The organism is Tateyamaria omphalii, assembly GCF_014651375.1.
GTDB lineage: Bacteria > Pseudomonadota > Alphaproteobacteria > Rhodobacterales > Rhodobacteraceae > Tateyamaria > Tateyamaria omphalii.
Genome location: NZ_BMWT01000003.1, coordinates 217,451 through 237,829, shown reverse-complemented (window position 1 = coordinate 237,829; position 20,379 = coordinate 217,451). Strand labels below are relative to the sequence as shown.

Annotated in this window: 22 protein-coding genes; 9 read left to right on the top strand and 13 right to left on the bottom strand. The window is 59.8% G+C overall.

The features are described from left to right. Positions 1-93: 93 nt before the first annotated feature. The 6 genes from IE087_RS11840 to IE087_RS11815 all read right to left on the bottom strand — a co-directional run bounded on the left by IE087_RS11840 (position 94) and on the right by IE087_RS11815 (position 5,385). The gene (locus IE087_RS11840; protein WP_189369560.1) at positions 94-288 is read right to left on the bottom strand and encodes a DUF2065 domain-containing protein; all 195 of its coding nucleotides are present in this window, start codon (positions 286-288) and stop codon (positions 94-96) included. Next, complete coding sequence (hflC, locus tag IE087_RS11835; protein WP_189369559.1) at positions 288-1,175, bottom strand: protease modulator HflC; 888 nt, start codon at positions 1,173-1,175, stop codon at positions 288-290. The genes IE087_RS11840 and hflC overlap by 1 nt, the downstream gene beginning before the upstream one ends. Next, entirely contained in the window at positions 1,175-2,341 is a 1,167-nt protein-coding gene (gene hflK, locus IE087_RS11830; protein WP_189369558.1) for an FtsH protease activity modulator HflK, read from the bottom strand. The genes hflC and hflK overlap by 1 nt, the downstream gene beginning before the upstream one ends. 73 nt (positions 2,342-2,414) lie before the next feature. After that, positions 2,415-3,896, bottom strand: coding sequence for an FAD-dependent oxidoreductase (locus IE087_RS11825; RefSeq protein ID WP_189369557.1), 1,482 nt, complete (start codon positions 3,894-3,896; stop codon positions 2,415-2,417). 11 nt (positions 3,897-3,907) lie between these two features. Next, positions 3,908-4,696 carry a ribose-5-phosphate isomerase RpiA gene (gene rpiA, locus IE087_RS11820; RefSeq protein ID WP_189369556.1) on the bottom strand — a complete coding sequence of 263 codons (789 nt, stop codon included), beginning with the start codon at positions 4,694-4,696 and terminating at the stop codon, positions 3,908-3,910. Positions 4,697-4,797: 101 nt separating this feature from the next. Next, a complete protein-coding gene (locus IE087_RS11815) occupies positions 4,798-5,385 on the bottom strand; it encodes an EF-hand domain-containing protein (protein ID WP_189369555.1) in 588 nt (195 codons plus the stop codon). 124 nt (positions 5,386-5,509) lie between these two features. On the opposite strand from IE087_RS11815, the gene IE087_RS11810 reads away from it, so the two are divergent. The 3 genes from IE087_RS11810 to IE087_RS11800 all read left to right on the top strand — a co-directional run bounded on the left by IE087_RS11810 (position 5,510) and on the right by IE087_RS11800 (position 8,682). Further along, the gene (locus IE087_RS11810) at positions 5,510-6,199 is read left to right on the top strand and encodes a glutathione S-transferase family protein (RefSeq protein ID WP_189369554.1); all 690 of its coding nucleotides are present in this window, start codon (positions 5,510-5,512) and stop codon (positions 6,197-6,199) included. Next, on the top strand, positions 6,200-7,573 hold the full coding sequence (locus IE087_RS11805) for an L-serine ammonia-lyase (RefSeq protein WP_189369553.1): 1,374 nt from the start codon (positions 6,200-6,202) through the stop codon (positions 7,571-7,573). Between the two features lie 191 nt (positions 7,574-7,764). Then, on the top strand, positions 7,765-8,682 hold the full coding sequence (locus tag IE087_RS11800) for a DMT family transporter (protein ID WP_189369552.1): 918 nt from the start codon (positions 7,765-7,767) through the stop codon (positions 8,680-8,682). On the opposite strand, the gene IE087_RS11795 is transcribed toward IE087_RS11800, so the two are convergent. Beyond that, positions 8,600-9,319, bottom strand: a complete 720-nt coding sequence (locus tag IE087_RS11795) for a thiamine diphosphokinase (RefSeq protein ID WP_189369551.1) — start codon at positions 9,317-9,319, stop codon at positions 8,600-8,602. The genes IE087_RS11800 and IE087_RS11795 overlap by 83 nt on opposite strands. A 137-nt stretch (positions 9,320-9,456) precedes the next feature. On the opposite strand from IE087_RS11795, the gene IE087_RS11790 reads away from it, so the two are divergent. Together IE087_RS11790 and IE087_RS11785 are read left to right on the top strand one after the other, a co-directional pair. After that, on the top strand, positions 9,457-11,628 hold the full coding sequence (locus IE087_RS11790) for a hypothetical protein (RefSeq protein WP_444545918.1): 2,172 nt from the start codon (positions 9,457-9,459) through the stop codon (positions 11,626-11,628). Between the two features lie 50 nt (positions 11,629-11,678). Next, the gene (locus IE087_RS11785; RefSeq protein WP_229801360.1) at positions 11,679-12,242 is read left to right on the top strand and encodes a GNAT family N-acetyltransferase; all 564 of its coding nucleotides are present in this window, start codon (positions 11,679-11,681) and stop codon (positions 12,240-12,242) included. Here IE087_RS11785 and IE087_RS11780 read toward each other — a convergent pair. Both IE087_RS11780 and IE087_RS11775 read right to left on the bottom strand, forming a co-directional pair. Continuing rightward, entirely contained in the window at positions 12,221-12,436 is a 216-nt protein-coding gene (locus tag IE087_RS11780) for a DUF2842 domain-containing protein (RefSeq protein WP_189369549.1), read from the bottom strand. The genes IE087_RS11785 and IE087_RS11780 overlap by 22 nt on opposite strands. Before the next feature lie 10 nt (positions 12,437-12,446). After that, positions 12,447-13,739 carry an adenylosuccinate synthase gene (locus tag IE087_RS11775; RefSeq protein ID WP_189369548.1) on the bottom strand — a complete coding sequence of 431 codons (1,293 nt, stop codon included), beginning with the start codon at positions 13,737-13,739 and terminating at the stop codon, positions 12,447-12,449. Positions 13,740-13,913: 174 nt separating this feature from the next. On the opposite strand from IE087_RS11775, the gene IE087_RS11770 reads away from it, so the two are divergent. After that, positions 13,914-14,309, top strand: a complete 396-nt coding sequence (locus IE087_RS11770; RefSeq protein WP_189369547.1) for a DUF6524 family protein — start codon at positions 13,914-13,916, stop codon at positions 14,307-14,309. A gap of 86 nt (positions 14,310-14,395) precedes the next feature. On the opposite strand, the gene IE087_RS11765 is transcribed toward IE087_RS11770, so the two are convergent. From IE087_RS11765 to nthA, 3 genes are read right to left on the bottom strand one after another with little or no spacing between them, the layout of a single operon-like run. Beyond that, the gene (locus IE087_RS11765; protein WP_189369546.1) at positions 14,396-14,704 is read right to left on the bottom strand and encodes a nitrile hydratase accessory protein; all 309 of its coding nucleotides are present in this window, start codon (positions 14,702-14,704) and stop codon (positions 14,396-14,398) included. Continuing rightward, positions 14,701-15,375: a nitrile hydratase subunit beta gene (gene nthB, locus IE087_RS11760; RefSeq protein WP_189369545.1), complete on the bottom strand. Its 675-nt coding sequence runs from the start codon at positions 15,373-15,375 to the stop codon at positions 14,701-14,703. The genes IE087_RS11765 and nthB overlap by 4 nt, the downstream gene beginning before the upstream one ends. Further along, a complete protein-coding gene (nthA, locus tag IE087_RS11755) occupies positions 15,372-15,989 on the bottom strand; it encodes a nitrile hydratase subunit alpha (protein WP_189369544.1) in 618 nt (205 codons plus the stop codon). Before nthA ends, nthB begins: the two co-directional genes overlap by 4 nt. A 116-nt stretch (positions 15,990-16,105) precedes the next feature. Between nthA and secG the strand changes: the two genes are divergently transcribed. Further along, positions 16,106-16,471 (top strand): preprotein translocase subunit SecG, encoded by a 366-nt coding sequence (secG, locus tag IE087_RS11750; protein WP_189369543.1) that lies wholly within the window; start codon positions 16,106-16,108, stop codon positions 16,469-16,471. Positions 16,472-16,630: 159 nt separating this feature from the next. Then, complete coding sequence (gene pyrG, locus IE087_RS11745; protein ID WP_189369542.1) at positions 16,631-18,274, top strand: CTP synthase; 1,644 nt, start codon at positions 16,631-16,633, stop codon at positions 18,272-18,274. 65 nt (positions 18,275-18,339) lie between these two features. On the opposite strand, the gene IE087_RS11740 is transcribed toward pyrG, so the two are convergent. After that, positions 18,340-19,233, bottom strand: coding sequence for a hypothetical protein (locus tag IE087_RS11740; protein WP_229801359.1), 894 nt, complete (start codon positions 19,231-19,233; stop codon positions 18,340-18,342). 221 nt (positions 19,234-19,454) lie between these two features. On the opposite strand from IE087_RS11740, the gene IE087_RS11735 reads away from it, so the two are divergent. Continuing rightward, positions 19,455-20,351: an NAD-dependent epimerase/dehydratase family protein gene (locus IE087_RS11735; protein WP_189369540.1), complete on the top strand. Its 897-nt coding sequence runs from the start codon at positions 19,455-19,457 to the stop codon at positions 20,349-20,351. The last annotated feature ends 28 nt before the right edge of the window (positions 20,352-20,379 follow it).

The window sequence follows — 20,379 nt, the reverse complement described above, 5'->3', positions numbered from 1 at the left end:
TAGGGTTGCATCCTTGCAACATTAAAGATGGATCAGTGTCCCGTGGTTTCAACACAGCGTGATGTGCGCGTGAACACTCTGAAACCTATTGCCTTACAAACCTATGAAAAACGCCAGCCAGATAAAGATCAATCCAGTCACAAGAACAAGTGCGCCAAACAGCCGCCGGGCACTTTCCGGCATGGTGCGCAACACCTCGAGCACCCGTTCAATAAGCGAAGGGGCCAGCACATAGGCCAGCCCCTCCACCAACATCACAAGTCCTAGGGCCAAGAGGACCCAAGCCATTACTGCCCCGCGGCAGCGTTATTGCCCGTGGGCGACTTCAGGTAGTTGAAGAACTCGGAATCCGGTGACAGCACCATGGTCGAGTTCGACCCCTGAAGCGACCGCTGGTAGGCCGTCAAAGACCGGTAGAATTCAAAGAATTCAGGATCCACGCCAAAGGCATCCGCAAAGATCGCATTGCGGCGCGCATCTGCTTCACCGCGAATGATCTCGGCCTGACGTTCCGCATCCGACGTCAATTCGACCACTGTCCTGTCGGCCTGGGCACGGACACGTTGGGCCGCTTCGTTACCACGGGCACGTTCGTCGGTGGCTTCACGCTCACGCTCCGCCCGCATCCGCTCAAAGGTGGCGTCGAGGTTTTCGGTCGGCAGGTCCGTCCGTTTCAGACGCACGTCGATGACTTCGATGCCCAGCGCACGCGCTTCGGCGATGGCGCCGTTGCGGATGCGCAGCATCAGGGCCGCACGGTCAGAGCTGAGGATGTCGTTTGACGACACCGAGCCCAGCACTTCGCGCAACTCGTTCCGCAGAATACCGTCGATGCGACGATCCGCAGACTCTTCGCCACCCGTACCGACAGCTTGCCGGAACTGGTTCACATCCGTGATCCGGTATCGGGCAAAGGCGTCAACAACGAGACGACGGTCATCCAGAGGGGTGACTTCCAGCGGCTCGACATCACGGCTCAGGATACGGTCATCATAGCGCACGACCTCCTGAATGAGCGGGATTTTGAAGGCCAATCCGGGGTCTTCCTTAATGGCGACGACGCGGCCAAACTGCAGCACCAGAGCCTTTTCACGCTCATCCACGATGAACAACGAAGAAAGGCCGATGGCACCCAAAATAACCAAGATGGGCAGAAGAAATGTTGATCTCCGCATCAGTTCGACCCTCCAGCGCTACGGCGCAACTCGTTCAGCGGAAGATATGGGACGACCCCCTGCCCTCCGGCACCCTGGTTTTCATCAAGAATGATCTTATCCACGCGGCCAAGCACCTGTTCCATGGTTTCGAGATACAGACGCTTGCGTGTTACGTCGGGTGCCTTGGAATACTCCTCCAGAACGGCAGAAAAGCGGCTCGCTTCACCTTCGGCCTGGTTGACCTGTTGGGCGCGGTAGGCTTCCGCCTCTTCCAAAAGCTGAGCCGCCTGACCACGCGCTTCGGCAAGCACACGGTTGGCATAGGCGTCCGCCACGTTTTGCAGACGGTCCCGTTCTTGTTCCGCCGCTTGCACGTCGCGGAATGCGTCGATCACGGATGCTGGCGGGTCAGCCTTGTCAAAGTTGACACGGATAATCGTGACGCCGCTTTGGTAGCTGTCGAGCGTGGACTGGATCAGATCCTCCAAGCGCCCGGCAATCGCACCACGATCCCGGTTCAGGATCGGTGCCAGATCGGATTGCGCGATAATCTCACGCATCGCCGATTCCGACACGGCCCGGATCGTTGGGCGCGGATCACGCAGGTTGAACAGGAAATTGGCCGGATCATTGATGTTCCAGACAACCTGGAAATCGATATCGACGATGTTCTCGTCACCGGTCAGCATCAGGCCGGCATCACCACCACGACCGCCAACGCCAATCTCTTCGGTTTGTTCGCGGGTGACTGGAATAACCTCGGCCGTTACGACGGGCCAGGGTGCAAAGTTCAGACCGGGGTTTCCGATGGACGAAAACTCACCCAGGAACAGCTCAACCGACTGCTCTTCAGGCCGGACGGTGTAAAAGCTTGCCATCCCCCAAAGTACAATGGCCGCAAGCGCCCCGAGGCCCAGCGTACCGCGTGTCAGAAACGGACCGCCGCCGCCGCCCGAACCGCGACCGCTGCCATTGCTGCCGCCGCCACGACCGCCCATCAGGACACGCAGCTGTTCCTGGCCTTTTTTGACCAATTCGTCGATTTCGGGGATTTGCGGACCTTCGTCGCCGGGACCACGCCCGCCATTGCCGCGGCCGGGACCGCGAGAGCCTTTGCCGCGATCATCGTCGCCGCCGCCCGAGTTTCCGCCACCCCCCCAGGGGCCGCCTGTATTGCCAGCCATGTGGTATTATTCTCCTTTTGCCGTGCGACATGTGCCGCACCTTGTGCATTACCTGTGATTTTTACCCAAAAATTCAAGCAGTCCGCATTGGCGTCCGCATGGTTACGATCTCCTCCGACATGGTGGGGTGCACCGCGACCGTCCTGTCGAAATCTTCCTTGGTTGCTCCCATCTTGATGGCGACCCCCGCCAGCTGGATCATTTCGCCCGCATCCGGGGCAACGATATGGCACCCTAGCACTTTTCGCGTGGCCACCGACACAACCAGTTTCATGAGCACGCGATCGCTTTTCCCGGCAAAGGCCGTCTTCATCGGTCGGAAGGACGTGCAGTACACTTCGACCTCTTCCTGTTCGCGGGCCTCTTCCTCGCTCAGGCCAACGGTCCCCATCTCGGGTTGGGTGAACACGGCGGACGGGATCAGGTCATGATCAACAGCCGTCGGGTTGTCTTTGAACACCGTTTCGACGAATGCCATGCCCTCGCGAATGGCCACCGGTGTCAGGTTTACCCGATTGGTCACATCACCAATGGCGTAGACACTGTCGGCGGCTGTCTTGGAAAACTCATCCACGACAATTTCACCCCGGCGACCGACGTCAATGCCGACATCTTCAAGCCCCATGTCAGTGCTGTTCGGGTCACGCCCAGTCGCGAACAGAACCGTATCAAAAACATTCTCATGGCCCATTGTGGACTTCACCCAGATGGGGCCATCCCGATCGCCATTGTGTTCCACGGTCGTTGCACTGCCATATGCCATGACGTTGTCCTGCTGTGCGCCTGCGCCCATTGCAGCATCAGATGCGGTTGGAATTGCGCCGGAATGGTCTTCCGATGCCGGTCCCATCTGAACAATGTTAGTGCCGGTATGAAGGTTGATCCCCCGATCTCGCATAGACTCGGCGATCAGGCCCCGCGCCTCGTCATCGAAGCCACGCAGGATCTGGGCACCACGGTAATACTGCGTCACCTCCACGCCCAGCCCGTGCAGGATGCACGCAAACTCGCACGCGATGTATCCGCCACCGATGATCAGGATCGACTTCGGCAGCGTTTCGAGGTGAAAGATATCGTCGCTGACGATACCGAGATCGGCATTGGGGATATCCGGTCGCACCGGACGCCCACCGGTGGCGATAAGGATCGTTTTGGCGGTCTTGGTCTCGCCGGTCGACAGCTCGACCGTATGCTTGTCTTTCAGCTTGGCGCGCGCGTCAAAGGTCTCAACCCCCGAGTTTTTCAAAAGACTGCGATACACGCCCTCAAGCCGGTCCAATTCCGTGTTCAGGTGGCCCCGGAACCCTTTCCAGTCAAAGGTTCCAGCGGTCATCGACCATCCATAGGCTTTGCCGACCCCTGCCATCTCACCGAACTCGCTGGCGAACACCATCAGTTTCTTGGGCACACAGCCCCGGATCACACAGGTCCCACCATAGCGGTCTTCCTCGGCCAGTGCGACGCGCGCCCCGGCCTCACCAGCGGCCACGCGTGCCGCGCGCACACCGCCGGAACCGCCCCCAATCACAAAGAGGTCGTAGTCATAGTCCGCCATGTTTCGTGTCCTTAGTCTGCAAGGTCGGAGAACAGGTTGTCGCTTTCCAAGAAATCGAGCCGATCCTGTTCCACTGTGCCTTCATTGATATCTCGCACCTCGACCCGACCATCGCCGTAGCCGATGACAACGGCGTCACAAATATCGATGAACAAACCATTTTCAACCACACCCGGCATCTGGTTGATCACCAGGCTGAGCTGACGAGGGTTGCCGATGCGCTGCAAATGCAGGTCCAGGATGTAGTTCCCCTCGTCCGTCATGAAGGGGCGCTCGCCGTTCATGCGCAGGCTCGACTGACGGCCCAGAACGTCCATGGACACAAGGGTTTCCTCAACCAGCGCCTGCGTGGTCTGCCAGCCAAAGGGAATGACCTCAATCGGCAAAGGGAACGCGCCCAAATGTTCGACTTCTTTGCCGATATCAGCGATCACCACCATTTGATCAGAAGCAGTCGCCACGATCTTTTCTTGCAAGAGCGCACCGCCGCCGCCCTTGATCAGGTTCAGGTCGCCATCAAACTCATCCGCGCCGTCGATGGTTAGGTCGAGCCACCTAGCCTCGTCCAGGCTGATCACTTCGATCCCGACCTCACGGGCCAAGTCTGCCGTTCGGGTCGACGTCGGCACCCCCTTGAACTGCAAGCCGCCCTCGCGGACCTGTTCACCAAGGCAGCGCACCAGCCAAGCGGCGGTTGATCCGGTCCCCAGACCCACGCGCATTCCATCCTCGACATAGTCGGCGGCGCGTTTTGCAGCGACGAATTTGGCCTTGTCGATGGGCGACAGTTCTCCGGACATGTGTGCGACTCCCCAAATGCTGCTGGGCTTATACGCACGCGGGCCCGTCGTTGCGACCCCAAAGGGTGCAATTTGCTGCACTGTGCTACGGAAACAGATTGTCAGGCAGGCGCACCCAGCAGTTCCATCGCCTCAAGCACCTCGTCGAGGACCACATGGTCGTCGCCATTCAGATCAAAGGTCATCATCGCGCGCATGGCAGCCATAGCCGTTTCTGACATCCCGGCGTCCGCCCTTTTGGCTGCATGGCTGCGCAACTCCGCCCATTGGACGGAGCCATCGCTGTCCGTGTCCGCGCTTCGGTGCCAGACCAGAAGCCGCCCCCGCATTGTCGCCGACGCGGCCCGCAGCAGAACGTTCAACTCGTCGCGGGTGACCGTCAGGTCATCATTCAAGTCAGCTTCGAGCAGGCGGCGGATTTCCCGCGCGCGCAGACGCGCTTTCTCCGCTGCGATTGCGGTCTCGATATCCGAAGCGGTCAATCCCCGCGTCCCGCCATAGCCAAGGATCAGCCCGGCCGCCTCTTGAACAAAGGCGTCGGGGCGCGCCCGCATCCGGTCCAGCGTCGCCCCCGGTGTCCGCGCAACCAGCACATCAACCAAATACTGCCCAGACAATTCCTGCGCAAACGTGGCCCGCCAAGGCAACGCACAGACCGCCAGCGACATCAGCAATAGAATCCAGCGCATTTGAAATCCTCCGTGCTTTAAGGAAGCGCACCAAGGTAAACGGGTCGTTAATCGTGGCTTTTTCTCCGACGAATTGGTCGTTTTGAGACATCGTTTGCGCCGTTATCGAAGGTACATGGCATGCATGAGCCACGTTCTGCACTATGCGCCAGACAACGCGTCGCTGATCATTCGATTGGCGCTTGATACAATTGGCCTGGCATACTCCACCGTCCTTGTGGATCGCTCAAAACGGGAGCAATGCAGTGCCAGCTATCGCAAACTGAACCCGAACGGGCTGATCCCGACATTCGAAACACCCGATGGCACCCTTTTTGAAACAGGCGCCATCCTGCTTTGGCTTGTCGATACACATGGCGTCATCGGCCCAAAGGCAGGTGATGAAGGGCGCGCTGCTTTCCTCAAGTGGCTGTTCTTTTGCGCCAACACGGTGCACCCGCACATGCAATTGCTGTTCTACCCGGACAAGTTGGTCGGTGATGACCCCGGCCTGAAACAGTCGGTCACCGATGGTGCGCGACGCGCACTGATGCGGGACTTCGCGATCCTTGAACAGGCCGCCAACCAAGCCTTTGGTGACGATACACCGACCGCCATCGATTTTTATGTGGCCTGTTTGCTGCGCTGGTGCGCAATCTATGGCCCGGACAATCGTGACTGGTTTACCCTTGCCCACAGCCCGCGCCTGTCCCACATCTGCAAACGGGCGGACGCATGGCCTGCCACCGAGATCGCCATACGGGCCGAAGGATTGGGCCCCGCACCGTTTACAGCGCCACAGCGCCCGAACCCACCCGAAGGATCCGCACTCTAGATGTTCTTGTCCGTCTTCGAAATGTTCAAGGTCGGTATCGGCCCCTCCTCGTCACACACGATGGGTCCGATGGTGGCCGCCGCGCGGTTCCTCGACATGATGCGCGCCTCGCCCTTCCAGTTCGCCGGAGTGCGCGCGTCGCTGCACGGTTCACTGGCCTTCACGGGCGTCGGGCATGCCACGGACCGGGCGACGATCCTAGGTCTGGCTGGGTTTGTCCCCGAAACCTACGACCACAATCAGGCCGAAACAGCACTGGCCACACTCTCAGACACGCACATACTGCATCCTGATGGCTTGCCTGCCCTGCACTTCAACCCGAAAACCGACCTAATCTTCGACTACGATACACCCCTGACAGGCCACGCCAATGGTATGATCCTGATGGCCACCGATGCGCAGGGCGACGTCACCTTGCAGCAGGTTTTTTACTCTATCGGCGGCGGTTTCGTCATGACCGAAGAGGAGCTGGCCGCAGGCAAGGCAACGGACGAAGGGGCGCCCGTCCCCTACCCCTTTAAAACGGCTGCCGAAATGCTTGAGATGGCCGAGAGGTCGGGCAAGACCATTTCAGCCATGAAACGCGCCAACGAAGTGTCCCGCAACGGCGATCCGCACCTGCGGTCAGGCACAAAACGGCTGTGGCAGGTGATGAACGATTGCATCACACGTGGCCTGACAACCGACGGCACGCTTCCCGGCGGTTTGAATGTCAAGCGGCGGGCCAAGGGCATCCATGACAAGCTGATAGAAGAGCGCGGCATGAACCTGACAGCGCCGCACACCATCAATGACTGGATGAGCGTCTATGCCATGGCCGTGAACGAGGAAAACGCAGCAGGTGGACAGGTCGTCACGGCCCCCACCAACGGTGCGGCGGGCGTGCTGCCTGCCACCGTGCGCTACTACCTCGATCACGTTCCCGGCGCATCCGAAGCGCATATCGAGGACTTCCTGCTGACGGCTGCCGCCATTGGCGGCCTTGTGAAATACAATGCCTCCATTTCGGGCGCTGAAGCGGGCTGCCAGGCGGAAGTAGGCAGCGCAGCAGCCATGGCTGCCGCAGGCCTATGCGCCGTCATGGGCGGCACACCGCAGCAGATCGAAAATGCGGCAGAGATCGCGCTTGAGCATCATCTGGGCATGACATGCGACCCCGTGCGCGGGTTGGTGCAGGTGCCCTGTATCGAACGCAACGGGCTTGGCGCGATCAAGGCGGTCAGCGCGGCCAGTCTTGCCTTGCGCGGTGATGGCACGCATCTGGTGCCGCTCGATGCCTGCATCGAAACCATGCGGCAAACCGGGGCAGACATGAGCGAGAAGTACAAGGAAACGTCACTCGGTGGGCTCGCGGTCAACGTGCCGAACTGCTGATGCGGTCGCGATTCTGACACACAGACGGTCAAAGGGCCATGGTCCGGGGGCGGCGGGTGGGCGAATTTGCGCAGCAAAGAGTGCATCCGCAGACCAACGAAGCAGATTATCAAATGATCTGACGCCAATTGGCGTCATTCAAGTCTCAATACTTGTGTTGCACTCCGCTCCGCACCGGGTAGCGTGGCACCATGACTCACGATCGCCCTCTTCTCGGCATCCTTTTGATGCTGGGCTTTTGCGTTGTTGCCCCTGTCGGGGACGCAGTGGCAAAGGTCTTGGGGCAATCGGTTCCACTGTCCCAACTGGTTCTGATCCGCTTCGCCGTGCAAGCGGTGATCCTGATCCCGATTGTCTGGCTAGGACGGCGGCTGTGGCGCATGCACGGGCGGGTGCTTTGGCTGACACTATTCCGCACGGTGCTGCACATCCTCGGGATCGGCGCCATGTTCACGGCTTTACAGTACCTGCCCTTGGCAGATGCCGTGGCCATCGCCTTTGTCATGCCGTTCATCATGATGCTTCTGGGCAAATACGTTCTGGGCGAGGAAGTCGGCAGTCGCCGCGTCTGGGCCTGCATCGTTGGGTTCAGTGGCACACTTCTGGTGGTTCAACCCAGCTTTATTGAAGTGGGCTGGCCCGCACTGCTGCCCCTGTTCGTCGCCCTGAATTTCTCGGTCTTCATGCTGGTCACGCGCCAGATCGCCAAGGAAACCGATCCGATTGGCCTGCAAGCGGTCAGCGGCGTGATGGCCGTGGTGATCATGGGGCCGCTGGTCTATCTGCTGCAAGGGCGCGATCTGCCGGGTATCGAACTGATCACTCCGAACAGCTTTGAATGGACGTTGCTGCTGGCAATCGGCGGTCTCGGCACGCTGGCGCACCTGCTGATGACGTGGTCGCTGCGCTACGCGCCTTCGGCCACATTGGCCCCTATGCAGTACCTCGAAATCCCCTTTGCCACGATCATCGGGTTCATCGTGTTCCGCGACCTGCCCAACGGGCTGGCCGCCATCGGGATTTGCATCACGATTGCGGCGGGGCTGTACATCGTGCTGCGCGAACGGGCCATCGCGCGGCTTGAGGCGCCTGCACCAGCGCCTGCGTAAGCGTTGGCAGGCAACGGCGCGGCGCAATCACGATCATCGCTGGATCCGACATGGTGAGGGTGACAGCCCCTTCCGCCGCGTTCGATGTGCCGATGGACGAGGTCGGGTGAAACGCGAGGCCATCAATCGGCCAGTACAACCCCGTTGATGTGCCCTCAACCGCTGCCAGCGGATAGAGCGATACAACATCGCCGGGCCGAGTCGCCAAGGCCAAGCGCGGCGGACACAGAAAGACAATCTCTTCTCGTCCAATCAGAATACATGGCCGGTCCGCATAACGCGCCAGCACTGTAAAACAGGCCAGTTGGTGATCTACCCGTCCTCCCAAAAAGCCGGCGGCCAGCACCACGGGTGCAGCGATATGGCGCAGCGCCTTGTCGAAATCAGTGCTGTTCTGCTCTGCAATATGGTGATGACGATCCGTCGGAATTTTGCGCAAGATATCCGCCGTAACCGAGTCAAAATCACCGATCACAGCATCCAGATCGACGCCCGCTTCAAGAGCAATTTTCGCGCCTCCATCCGCCGCAACGCAGGGGCCGGAAAGCGCCTGAATCTCCGCCACATCGGCCAGAGTTGCCTCGCCACCGCCGAACAATGCCACGGGCTCAGAACTGTAAACAATCGACGAAGTCATGCCGGATTAATGCAATTTTCGGAAACAGATCACAATGTCGACACAAAATGATACCCTCAGCACCACAGATTCGGGCCGCTTTAGCCCGCCGCGCCACATAGGACGACCTTTGCATATCAGCAGAGGACGAGCATCCGATGATGAATAATAATAAAATTTTAACAGTTTCCTACGGTACCTTTTCGTGCACGTTGGAAGGATTCGACGATAGTTTCGGCACCATGAAGGCGATTGCGGAGTATTTCCGCGATCTGGCGTCCGATGACAGGTATTTCGGGGCCGAGCCCCCACAGCCCGATGCAGAGATGCTGGCCCGTATTGCCGAGCGCGAGATTTCGCGCCGCGTGGAAGCACGCGAGCAAGAAGGCCGGATTGTTCTCAGCGCAGAAACGCAACAACCCGAAGCCAGCGCGGTGTCGCCGGTTGCCCTTGCCGCGGCAGCAGCCCCGATTGTCGCCCCTGCACCCAAGGCCGAAACACTGGCGCCGGTGTCTGAAGAAGCCAGCGACACCAATGTGCAGATCGCGGATTCGGTGAATGAAGCGGCGACTGACGTTATCGCACAGGATGAAGACGAGGCTGCGGAAAACAACGCTGACGACGACCAAGTCGATCCTTTAGAAGCTGATGTTGCGGTCGATCTTCAAGCCGAAGCCGAAGCCGAAGCCGAAGCCGAAGCCGAAGCCGAAGCCGAAGCCGAAGCCGAAGCCGAAGCCGAAGCCGAAGCCGAAGCCGAAGCCGAAGCCGAAGCCGAAGCCGAAGCCGAAGAATTCTTTGCCCAATCCACCGTCGAGGCAACCCCTGTCGAAGCCGAACTGGTCGACGACACGACCACGGCCGCCATGGCCGATGCGGCACCTGACAGCATTGCGGCAAAGCTGCAGCGCATCCGCGCCGTCGTATCGCAAAGCCAGGACGAGGTAGAAGACGAAGAGATGTTCGAAGACGAACATGCCGACGCCTTCGCACCGGCAGTCGATTTCGAAGACATCACCGAAGCAGTAGACGAAGATGTCACGGCTGAAGATGTCCTCATCTCTGCAGCGGAAGATATTAAAGCGGCTCAGGACGAACTGCCTGACACAGCCGATGACGACGATGACGACATTGGCGACATCCTTGCACGCCTCGAATCCGACCAATCTGATGCACCGGTAGAAGCAGAAGCAGAAGCAGAAGCAGAAGCAGAAGCAGAAGCAGAAGCAGAAGCAGAAGCAGAAGCAGAAGAGGTGATCGCGGCCGCTCCCGATTCGCAAGCGGATGATGACGATGATCTTGGTCTCGATACGCTGGCCGCATTGTTGGCAGCCGATGACGATGGCCCTGCATCGGAAGAAGACAAGGCCGACAACCTCTTTGACGACAGCGCAGAGGTCGATACACTCGAAGCGGAGGAGGCGCCCGCCCATCCCCGCGCGCGCGTGATCAAGGTCAAACGCGCGGACATTGACGCCGCCATCGCAAGCGGCGCGCTTGAAGAGGTCGAGGACTCAACTGCTGAAAGCACGCTGTCTGCGGAAGATGAAGCCGAACTGTTGGCAGAGCTGGCCGAGGTCGAGGCGGAATTGCCGGTATCAGAGGACGCCGACACAGACGTCGACGACGACCACGTTGATGACGTCGAAGCAGAGGCAGACACGCCAGCAGAACCCGAAGCCGTCAAAGATGATGACGTGCAGCGCCTGATGGCCGAAGCCGAGAACCAGATGGATGAACCAGAAGGGTCGCGCCGCCGCAACGCCTTCCAGCATCTCAAAGCTGCGGTCATGGCGAAAAAAGCGGATGCAGACATCGGCAAGAAGGACGAAGAAGAGGAAGGCGCCTTCCGCTCGGACCTTGCATCCGTCGTCAAACCCCGCCGTCCCGAAGCCCGCAACGAAGGTGCGAAGCGCCCGAGCAGCGACCGCCCTGCACCGCTCAAGCTGGTTGCGGAACAGCGGGTCGACGTTGAAGCCGCGCCCAAGGGTCCTGTCACACCACGCCGCGTGGCCGCGATGGATGACGGCGCTAACGCCGAAGATGCGGGCAATTTCGCTGACTATGCATCTGAGATGGGCGCGCATGACCTGCCGTCCCTGTTGGAAGCCGCCGCAAGCTATCTGAGCTTTGTGGAAGGTCGCGATCAATTCTCGCGCCCACAACTGATGACCAAGGTGCGTCAGGTCGAACAAGGCGATTTCAGCCGGGAAGACGGGCTGCGTTCTTTCGGCCAGCTGCTGCGCGCGGGCAAGATCGAAAAGATCAGAGGCGGCCGCTTTGCCGTAACAGGCGATATCGGCTACCGCCCGGACCAACGCGAAGCAGGCTAAGTCCGACAAATGAACTTTTGAAAGGCGCCCTTGCACGGGCGCCTTTTTTGATGGCTGATGCACATATGAGCTTTCCAGACCAACCCACACTGAACGGCCCCAAGCTGCACCTGCGCCCCTTGCAGACCGAAGATGAAGGTGCACTTACACAGGCAGCGTCCAACCCCGCCATCTGGGCGGTCCACCCGTCGCCTGACCGCTATAAGCCAGAAGTGTTCGCGCCCTATTTCCAGATGCTTCTGAGCGAAGGTGGCACGCTTGTCGTCATCGACCGGGCCAGCAATGACATCATCGGCTGCTCACGCTACTACCCAGCCCCGGAAAGCCCGGGGGAATACGGCATCGGATTTACCTTCCTGACACGCGCCTATTGGGGAGGTGCGGCGAATTGGGAAATGAAATCGCTGATGCTGGATCACGCCTTCCAATACATGGATGCCGTCTGGTTCCACATCGGCACGGACAATATCCGCTCACAAAGGGCGACCGCAAAACTGGGCGTTGATCACGTCGCAACTGAAACACGGACGCTCAGCAGCGGCACGGCGCTCTATGAATGCTACCGGCTCAGCAAAACCACATGGCGGGCGCGTCAGGCATCCGGGTCAGGCTGACCGATCCCCTTGAAAACAAACTTCAGTGGAAACGCCCAGATGACGCCCAAGCCGACATAGATCAACAACTCAACAAGGATCGGCGGGCGCTCGAACAGCCCGACGATGGACACAGCCGCCACGATATAGAGCGGCAGTGCCACGATCAGGATCAGCAGAGCCAGCCGTTTCCGGGTCTTGTAGCGCAGCGCCATGCGAGGCTCCTCAGTCGGCAAAGGGGTCCCGGACAAGGATCGTATCCTCACGCTCGGGCGAGGTGGAAAGTAGGGCAACAGGGCAATCGATCAACTCTTCGACCCGGCGCACATATTTGATCGCGTTGGCCGGCAGGTCTGCCCAGCTGCGCGCGCCTTCGGTCGATTCCGACCAACCGGGCATCTCTTCGTACACCGGGGTGCAGCGCGCCTGCTGGTCAGCGGCGGTCGGTAGATAGTCCAGCGTTTCGCCATCCAGTTCGTAGCCCACGCAAATCTTGAGCGTCTCGAACCCATCAAGCACATCAAGCTTGGTCAGCGAAATCCCATTCACACCGCTCGTCGCACAGGTCTGGCGCACCAGACAGGCATCGAACCACCCGCAACGGCGCTTGCGGCCGGTCGTTGTGCCAAACTCATGCCCGCGCTCACCCAGACGCTGGCCATCCGCATCTTCCAACTCGGTCGGGAACGGCCCCTCGCCCACACGGGTGGTGTAGGCTTTGACGATGCCAAGTACGAAATCGATGCTGCCTGGTCCCATGCCAACACCCGTTGCGGCCTGCCCGGCAATCACATTTGAAGACGTGACAAAGGGATAGGTGCCGAAATCAATGTCCAGAAGCGCGCCCTGCGCCCCTTCGAACAGGATGCGTTTGCCAGCCTTGCGCGCCTCGTTCATCACCTTCCAGACCGGGGCGGCATATTCGAGAATGGCGGGTGCCACCTCGCTGAGCTTGGTAAGCAGCGCATCGCGATCCACCGGATCAAGGCCAAGCCCACGGCGCAGTGCATCGTGATGTACAAGGGCTCGATCCACGCGCAGCTCAAGGGTCTTGGGGTCGGCCAGATCAGCCACACGCACAACCCGGCGTCCCACCTTGTCCTCATAGGCCGGGCCGATACCGCGGCCTGTCGTTCCGATCTTCGCCACGGAGTTCTGAGATTCGCGCGCACGGTCCAACTCACCATGAATGGGCAGGATCAGCGGCGTGTTTTCGGCAATCATCAGCGTCTCGGGCGTGATCTCTACACCCTGGGCACGCAAAGTCTCGATCTCGGACACAAGGTGCCAGGGGTCCAGCACCACGCCGTTGCCAATGACAGACAGCTTGCCACCACGCACAACGCCCGAAGGCAGCGCATGCAGCTTGTAGACCTCACCATCAATGACCAGCGTGTGCCCGGCATTGTGTCCGCCCTGGAAGCGCGCAATGACATCCGCCCGCTCGCTCAACCAGTCGACAATCTTGCCCTTGCCCTCGTCGCCCCATTGTGCGCCGACAACCACCACATTGGCCATTTGATGCCCTTTCAGAAAGCAAACCCGCGCCCGTATAGCGACACCAGAAGCCGAGGCAAACCGGTATCTGTGTTTCTTCTGACGAAAAATACCACCGCCGGAGGCTCCTGCCGCTTGCGACTAGCGCAGGTTTCAGGCCATCAACGCATCAGCACGATCCAAGGACCAACCCCCATGGGCTTTCTCGCACGCTGGCTTTTCGCCTTTGGCCTTCTGGCCGTCACCTACAATCCGACGGAATACAACTACTTGGCCTGGGCCGCGCAGCATGGGCCAAACAATCTCTCAATTGCGGTTCTTGCCGGGCTGCTTTTGCTGATCGGCTACATCATCTACTTGCGCGCCACGCTGCGATCCATTGGCGGGTTCGGCATGGCGCTGGTGCTGGCTGTTGTCGGCGCGGTGCTTTGGGTGCTCTATGACCTCGGCTTGCTCACATTGGACAACGGGAACCTCAACACATGGCTGGGGGTGTTCGCCCTGTCTCTGGTGCTGGGGGTCGGCCTGAACTGGAGCCATGTACGGCGGCGCCTGTCGGGGCAGGCGGATATGGACGACGTGGACGAGTAGCTACGGCGCCAAGATTTTTCGCCGAAAAATCTCATCCTTGGGGGCCAGCCCCCAAACCCCCGAAGTTTATCTGGCAAGATGAAGGATCAATCCAGCGTGACAGGCTGCCCGTGCGGTGTACGCATATAGGCGGCTTCCCATGCTGCGCGCATATCCGAAAGCGCGGTTGCCTCGGCGGCCCCTGTTTCCGTCATCAGCGCCTCGAGCGTTTCGAGCCACACGATGAAATAGTCGTCCCCGCCATTCAGCTCTTTCGCCAGACCATGCCGCTTCAACGTTGCGCCAAAGCGGGCGGCCCAGTCAGGCCAGGCAAAATGACCTGCTTCGTTCAGATGCACGGTCAACGCAAAGAGCTGGGCGTGCCATGGGGCTTCGAAACTCGGCTCGGGCGTCATTTGGCTGACAGATAGCTTTGCCACAGGTCAAGGATCACCTCGTCTTCGGGATGTTCCGGATGCGCCCAGATGTCCCGCGCCTTGACCCCCACGGCGTAAAGCGGTTCGGGCGCTTCGCCCATGCGGTGCGCGTTGCTGTCGGGCAAAACATGCGTTCCATGCTGCCGCACGATTGTTCCTTCAGCACCGGCAGCATAGGCGGGCAACCGGGTGTGCCCACCGGGCGTTTGTAGATTCTCCGGGAGCGACCGAATGCGCACCGTGTCCCCAGCAGCGAAAAGGGCGGCAACATTGCTTGGGCGCGTTGCAGGACCACCCTTGGCCAGAACCTCGGCCACAGCATCCGCAGCCAATCGCTTGCCCGCCAGATCGCTCGGTTCCCGTGCCGCCCCTTCTGCCAGCTCTTCGCGGCTCACAGCCCCGGTATCGACCAGCAGATCAGCCAGCGCAGCCATCCATTTTTCGTAGTAGGAAAAGCGCGTGTAATCCTTGGGGGACAGACATTCCCGCGCGTGACGCGAGACATCAATGTTCCATAACCCCAGCGATCCGCACGCCAGCGTGATCGCCAATGCACGCGGATGCCAATCGGCATGAAAGACTACATCCTCGGGCTCTGGCACGACGGTACCGTCCCCAAAGCGACCACCCATGTCGTGCACGCGCGTCATGGTGACACTACCAAACCACAGCCAATCATGCTGTCACGAGTAACCAGTGCCATCAGCGCGGCCTCATCTATGCCTTCAGTCCCCTCGGGCCGTTGCGGCAGAACGAGGTAGCGCACCTCTGCGGTCGAATCCCACACCCGCACCGCCTGCCCCTCGGGCAAGGTCACACCGAACTCGGCCAACACCTTACGCGGCTCACGCACGGCGCGGGATCGGTACGCATCAGACTTGTACCAGCCTGGCGGAATGCCCAGAAGCGGCCACGGGTAGCACGAGCAGAGCGTGCAAACGACCATGTTGTGCACGGTCTCGGTGTTCTCGACGACCACCATATGTTCGCCCTGCCGCCCGTAATAGCCAAGCTCGGCCAGCACCGGATCGGCGTCCACCAGCAAAGCGGCCTTGAAATCAGGATCGGACCACGCCCGGGCCACCACGTGGGCACCGTTCTTGGGGCCAATCTTGTTTTCATAGGTGTCTATGATCTCATCGAGCGCGGCAGGATCAATCAGCCCCTTCTGCGTCAGGATGGTTTCAAGCGCCTTGACCCGCAACGCAGGGTCAGAGGGCAACAACGAATGCGGGTGATCGTGGTCGGAATGGTCATGTGGCATGACCCGATCATGGAACCCCACGTACACAAATGTCCAGAGGCCGAAACCGCACTTGCCCCGCTTCGCAAACTTGCATAGATACCGCCCATCGCGCAGCAAAGAGCCTTGAACGCTTCATGGAAAACGTCGTCCTGATCATCCACCTGATCCTCGCCCTCGGCCTGATTGCCGTTGTGCTGATGCAGCGCTCCGAAGGGGGTGGGCTTGGTATGGGCGGCGGCGGAGGTGGCGCGGCCACGGGCCGGCCAGCAGCCACCGCGCTGGGTAAAGTGACCTGGATCCTCGGGATCGGTTTTACAATCACCTCGATCACGCTGACGATCATTGCGGCACAGAACGCATCCGGCACGTCCGTCATTGACCAGCTGGGCATCACGCCGCCCGCACAGAACGCGCCTGCAGACGATCTGGTGCCGCCTGGCAGCGACCTGTTGCCACCCACGGCTGACGACGACGCACCGCTGGTCCCCAGCGCCGACTAAACAAAACCTTGCGGAGATAGGAAAAGCTGCAACATGATGTTGCGGCATCCTTGCCCCGTGAAACCGAATCCTGTTATACTGAGGTCCCGTGGGGAACGCTTTCATGCGTCTGCTCACAGTGGCCTGAAGGCCTGATTGAACCACGGGGGACTGCACCACATGGCACGCTACATTTTCATCACGGGCGGCGTTGTGTCATCGCTGGGCAAAGGGTTGGCATCGGCTGCCCTTGGCGCGCTTTTGCAGGCCCGTGGCTTTTCCGTACGGTTGCGTAAACTGGACCCCTATTTGAACGTCGATCCCGGTACCATGTCGCCCTTTGAACATGGCGAAGTGTTCGTGACCGACGATGGCGCGGAAACCGACCTCGACCTCGGGCACTATGAACGCTTCACCGGCGTGGCCGCGCGCAAGACCGATTCCGTGTCGTCGGGCCGCATCTACTCCAATGTCCTCGAAAAAGAACGCCGTGGCGATTACCTTGGCAAAACGATCCAAGTCATCCCCCACGTCACGAATGAGATCAAGGATTTCATCGAGATCGGCGATGACGAAGTCGATTTCATGCTCTGCGAGATCGGCGGCACCGTGGGCGACATCGAAGGTCTGCCCTTCTTTGAAGCCATCCGCCAGTTCAGCCAGGACAAGCCACGCGGCCAGTGCATCTTCATGCACCTGACGCTGTTGCCGTGGATCAAGGCCAGCGGTGAGCTGAAAACCAAACCGACACAGCACTCGGTGAAAGAACTCCGCTCCATCGGTATCGCCCCGGACATCCTTGTCTGCCGGTCCGAAGGGCCAATCCCCGTCAAGGAGCGCGAGAAGCTCGCCCTCTTCTGCAATGTCCGCCCCGACTCCGTGATTGCGGCGCAGGACCTCGGCACCATTTACGACGCCCCCCTCGCCTACCACGCCGAAGGGCTGGACCAGGCCGTGCTCGACGCCTTCCAGATCAGCCCGGCCCCCAAGCCGGATCTGGCCAAATGGGAAGATGTCAGCGACCGCATCCACAATGCTGAAGGTGAGGTGAAGGTCGCCATCGTGGGCAAATACACCCAGCTTGAAGATGCCTATAAATCGATTGCCGAGGCACTGACCCACGGCGGCATGGCCAACCGGGTCAAGGTTAAGGTCGAATGGGTCGATGCCGAGCTGTTCGACAACGAAGACCCTGCGCCCCATCTCGAAGGCTTCAACGCCATCCTCGTGCCCGGTGGCTTTGGCGAGCGTGGCACTGAAGGCAAGATCAAGGCGGCCGAGTTCGCCCGCACTCGCAAGGTACCTTACCTGGGCATCTGCCTTGGCATGCAAATGGCGGTGATCGAAGCGGCGCGCAATATGGCTGGTCTGAAAACCGCAGGGTCCGAGGAATTTGACCACGAAGCAGGCAAGAAACGGTTTGAACCAGTGGTCTACCACCTCAAGGAATGGGTGCAGGGCAATCACAAGGTCGAACGCAAGGTCGGCGACGACAAGGGCGGCACCATGCGTCTTGGGGCATATGACGCCACCCTAGCAGAGGGCAGCCGCGTGGCCGAAGCCTATGGCACCACCACGATCGACGAACGCCACCGCCACCGCTACGAGGTCGACATCAAGTACCGCGAGCAGCTTGAAAAGGCGGGGCTCAGCTTTTCGGGCATGTCGCCGGATGGCCGACTGCCAGAGATCGTGGAATGGTCAGATCACCCGTGGTTCATTGGCGTGCAGTTCCACCCGGAACTGAAATCCAAACCCTTCGATCCTCACCCGCTGTTCCAGGATTTCGTACGCGCGGCCAAGGATATGTCCCGGCTGGTGTGATCCCGCGCCGGGCCGTTGTCAAAACGGTCGGGCATTGCGTTCACGGACAGGCTTGTCTGGGATGGCTAGATGGGCCAGTCCGACCCGAAGCCGAACGCAAGAAGCAATACCGTGCGGATGACGTACAGGATCACGACCACCCAAAGCGCCCGGACAAACCAGTCAAAACCAACCTGCCAGATGGATGCCTTGACCTGGCGCTGTTCGAGGTAGTCGGCAGTCAACAACGCAATCTGTTCAAGGTTCATGTCCTTGTCGCGCACAGCCCCTATGCCCAGCTCTTCATAAAGCTCCTCGATGTTCTCTGGCGTGGGCTGCGGCAGTTCCGGAAGGTTCTCCGCCCTTAACTCGGTACTACGCTCCCAATCCTCAAGATGCTCGACCTCAAAGCGATGCAGGACATCGCCAGCATCCTCGTGCGGTGGGAAGACATAGACCGCCTGATCAAAGTCCACCCCGGTCACACGAAAACACTGCACCTCACCGACCCCCAGAAAGCGCCCCAACATCTGCTCGACAAAGAATGCATCCGTCCAAGGCCAATCCGGCGCAAAGGCCTGTGTCAATGCGAAGTTCGCGACGTCCGCATTGAGCCTCCTGCTTTTCAAATTCCCCGTCAGGTGCAAGGTGACAATGCCATCCTGCCCCGCTTCCTGAACGGCAACATCATTGGCAAAACACCTCAGCATATCGGTCACTGTTTGCTGATACGTCCCGATATTCCTTAGACTGAAGTGAACAGCCGTTTCCCTGTCCAAAGCCAGCAAGAGCGTATAGATTTCGCCAGTTTCGCTGCCCACGACAGGGTCCAGAATGTCGAAGTCCTGATCCAGCTTCGCAATGACTTCGGCCACATCATCGAACAATGGCGCACGAAACATGCCCAGCGGCCTGTAGGCCGCTATGCAAGCAGAAATGAAATTCTCAATTGCTTCCGGTGCCGGACGTGAAGGGGGCATGCAACTGGTCCGCTTTGTCTCGATTTGTTCCGCGTCAAGATCATGTAAGCATGCTGATCTGACCACCAAAATCTCTGCGCGCTTGCACGTTCGGCGGATTCTGGTCGCACGGCGTGTGTCACGGCATCGACCCGCCTAACGGATCCTATCCATCCCTAGGCCCAAGCCGACAGCCACGCCGCGCAGTTGCCTGCAATGCGCAAACGGGGCACACCAATCCTATGGGCAGATACGTCGTGACAGGATCGTCAGGCAGGATTGGCAGCGCCATTGTGCGCCACCTGTCTAAGAACAACGAGGTTGTGGGCGTTGATCGCGCGCCCTCAAATTTCACCCACGTGATTGCGGATATTTGCGACCACACAGCGCTCCAACGCGCCTGTGCCGGTGCCGATGCGGTGTTTCACGCCGCCGCACTCCATGCGCCCCACGTCCCCACAACGCCCGAAGCGGAATTTGCGAGGATCAACATCGAGGGCACAGCCAACGTATTACATGCCGTCCGTACAAACGGTGTGAAATCCCTGATCTTCACCAGCACCACGGCGCTTTATGGATACGCCTCGCAACAGGAGGGACAGACAAGCTGGATCAACGAAAACACCACACCCCAACCACGCACGATCTATCACCGCACAAAGCTCGAAGGCGAAGACATGCTGCAAAGCGCGGCGTCTGACGATCTGGCGGTGCGGGTGATCCGCATGTCGCGCTGCTTTCCCGAACCTGCCCCGATGATGGCCGTTTACCGACTGCACCGAGGGATCGACGCGCGCGACGTGGCCCATGCACACACCCTGGCGCTGTCCCATTCCGGGTCGCCTTTCGAAGTGTTTATCGCCTCTGGCCAAACCCCATTCCAGAAAAGCGATCAGGAAGAACTCTGGCATGATGCACCGCACGTCATCCGACGCCGCGCGCCCGATCTTGCCAAGGCCTTTGACAACCGCGGCTGGTCACTGCCACCCCGCATCGACCGGGTGTATGATCCCAAACGAGCCATCACCCGATTGGGTTGGAAACCAATGTTCGGCGTCGCGTCCGTTCTGTCTCAATACGACGGCAACAGTCCCGAGGTTCTCCCCCTCGATGCCATCGGCAGCACGATCAGCGAATAGCTGTTCACACGTTTTTTTCGCCATTTGG

Bases quoted from the DNA above. Each gene is read 5' to 3' on its own strand.
- IE087_RS11840 (WP_189369560.1), bottom strand. From the start codon at position 288: ATGGCTTGGGTCCTCTTGGCCCTAGGACTTGTGATGTTGGTGGAGGGG.
- hflC (WP_189369559.1), bottom strand. From the start codon at position 1,175: ATGCGGAGATCAACATTTCTTCTGCCCATCTTGGTTATTTTGGGTGCC.
- hflK (WP_189369558.1), bottom strand. From the start codon at position 2,341: ATGGCTGGCAATACAGGCGGCCCCTGGGGGGGTGGCGGAAACTCGGGC.
- IE087_RS11825 (WP_189369557.1), bottom strand. From the start codon at position 3,896: ATGGCGGACTATGACTACGACCTCTTTGTGATTGGGGGCGGTTCCGGC.
- rpiA (WP_189369556.1), bottom strand. From the start codon at position 4,696: ATGTCCGGAGAACTGTCGCCCATCGACAAGGCCAAATTCGTCGCTGCA.
- IE087_RS11815 (WP_189369555.1), bottom strand. From the start codon at position 5,385: ATGCGCTGGATTCTATTGCTGATGTCGCTGGCGGTCTGTGCGTTGCCT.
- IE087_RS11810 (WP_189369554.1), top strand. From the start codon at position 5,510: ATGAGCCACGTTCTGCACTATGCGCCAGACAACGCGTCGCTGATCATT.
- IE087_RS11805 (WP_189369553.1), top strand. From the start codon at position 6,200: ATGTTCTTGTCCGTCTTCGAAATGTTCAAGGTCGGTATCGGCCCCTCC.
- IE087_RS11800 (WP_189369552.1), top strand. From the start codon at position 7,765: ATGACTCACGATCGCCCTCTTCTCGGCATCCTTTTGATGCTGGGCTTT.
- IE087_RS11795 (WP_189369551.1), bottom strand. From the start codon at position 9,319: ATGACTTCGTCGATTGTTTACAGTTCTGAGCCCGTGGCATTGTTCGGC.
- IE087_RS11790 (WP_444545918.1), top strand. From the start codon at position 9,457: ATGATGAATAATAATAAAATTTTAACAGTTTCCTACGGTACCTTTTCG.
- IE087_RS11785 (WP_229801360.1), top strand. From the start codon at position 11,679: ATGGCTGATGCACATATGAGCTTTCCAGACCAACCCACACTGAACGGC.
- IE087_RS11780 (WP_189369549.1), bottom strand. From the start codon at position 12,436: ATGGCGCTGCGCTACAAGACCCGGAAACGGCTGGCTCTGCTGATCCTG.
- IE087_RS11775 (WP_189369548.1), bottom strand. From the start codon at position 13,739: ATGGCCAATGTGGTGGTTGTCGGCGCACAATGGGGCGACGAGGGCAAG.
- IE087_RS11770 (WP_189369547.1), top strand. From the start codon at position 13,914: ATGGGCTTTCTCGCACGCTGGCTTTTCGCCTTTGGCCTTCTGGCCGTC.
- IE087_RS11765 (WP_189369546.1), bottom strand. From the start codon at position 14,704: ATGACGCCCGAGCCGAGTTTCGAAGCCCCATGGCACGCCCAGCTCTTT.
- nthB (WP_189369545.1), bottom strand. From the start codon at position 15,375: ATGACGCGCGTGCACGACATGGGTGGTCGCTTTGGGGACGGTACCGTC.
- nthA (WP_189369544.1), bottom strand. From the start codon at position 15,989: ATGCCACATGACCATTCCGACCACGATCACCCGCATTCGTTGTTGCCC.
- secG (WP_189369543.1), top strand. From the start codon at position 16,106: ATGGAAAACGTCGTCCTGATCATCCACCTGATCCTCGCCCTCGGCCTG.
- pyrG (WP_189369542.1), top strand. From the start codon at position 16,631: ATGGCACGCTACATTTTCATCACGGGCGGCGTTGTGTCATCGCTGGGC.
- IE087_RS11740 (WP_229801359.1), bottom strand. From the start codon at position 19,233: ATGCCCCCTTCACGTCCGGCACCGGAAGCAATTGAGAATTTCATTTCT.
- IE087_RS11735 (WP_189369540.1), top strand. From the start codon at position 19,455: ATGGGCAGATACGTCGTGACAGGATCGTCAGGCAGGATTGGCAGCGCC.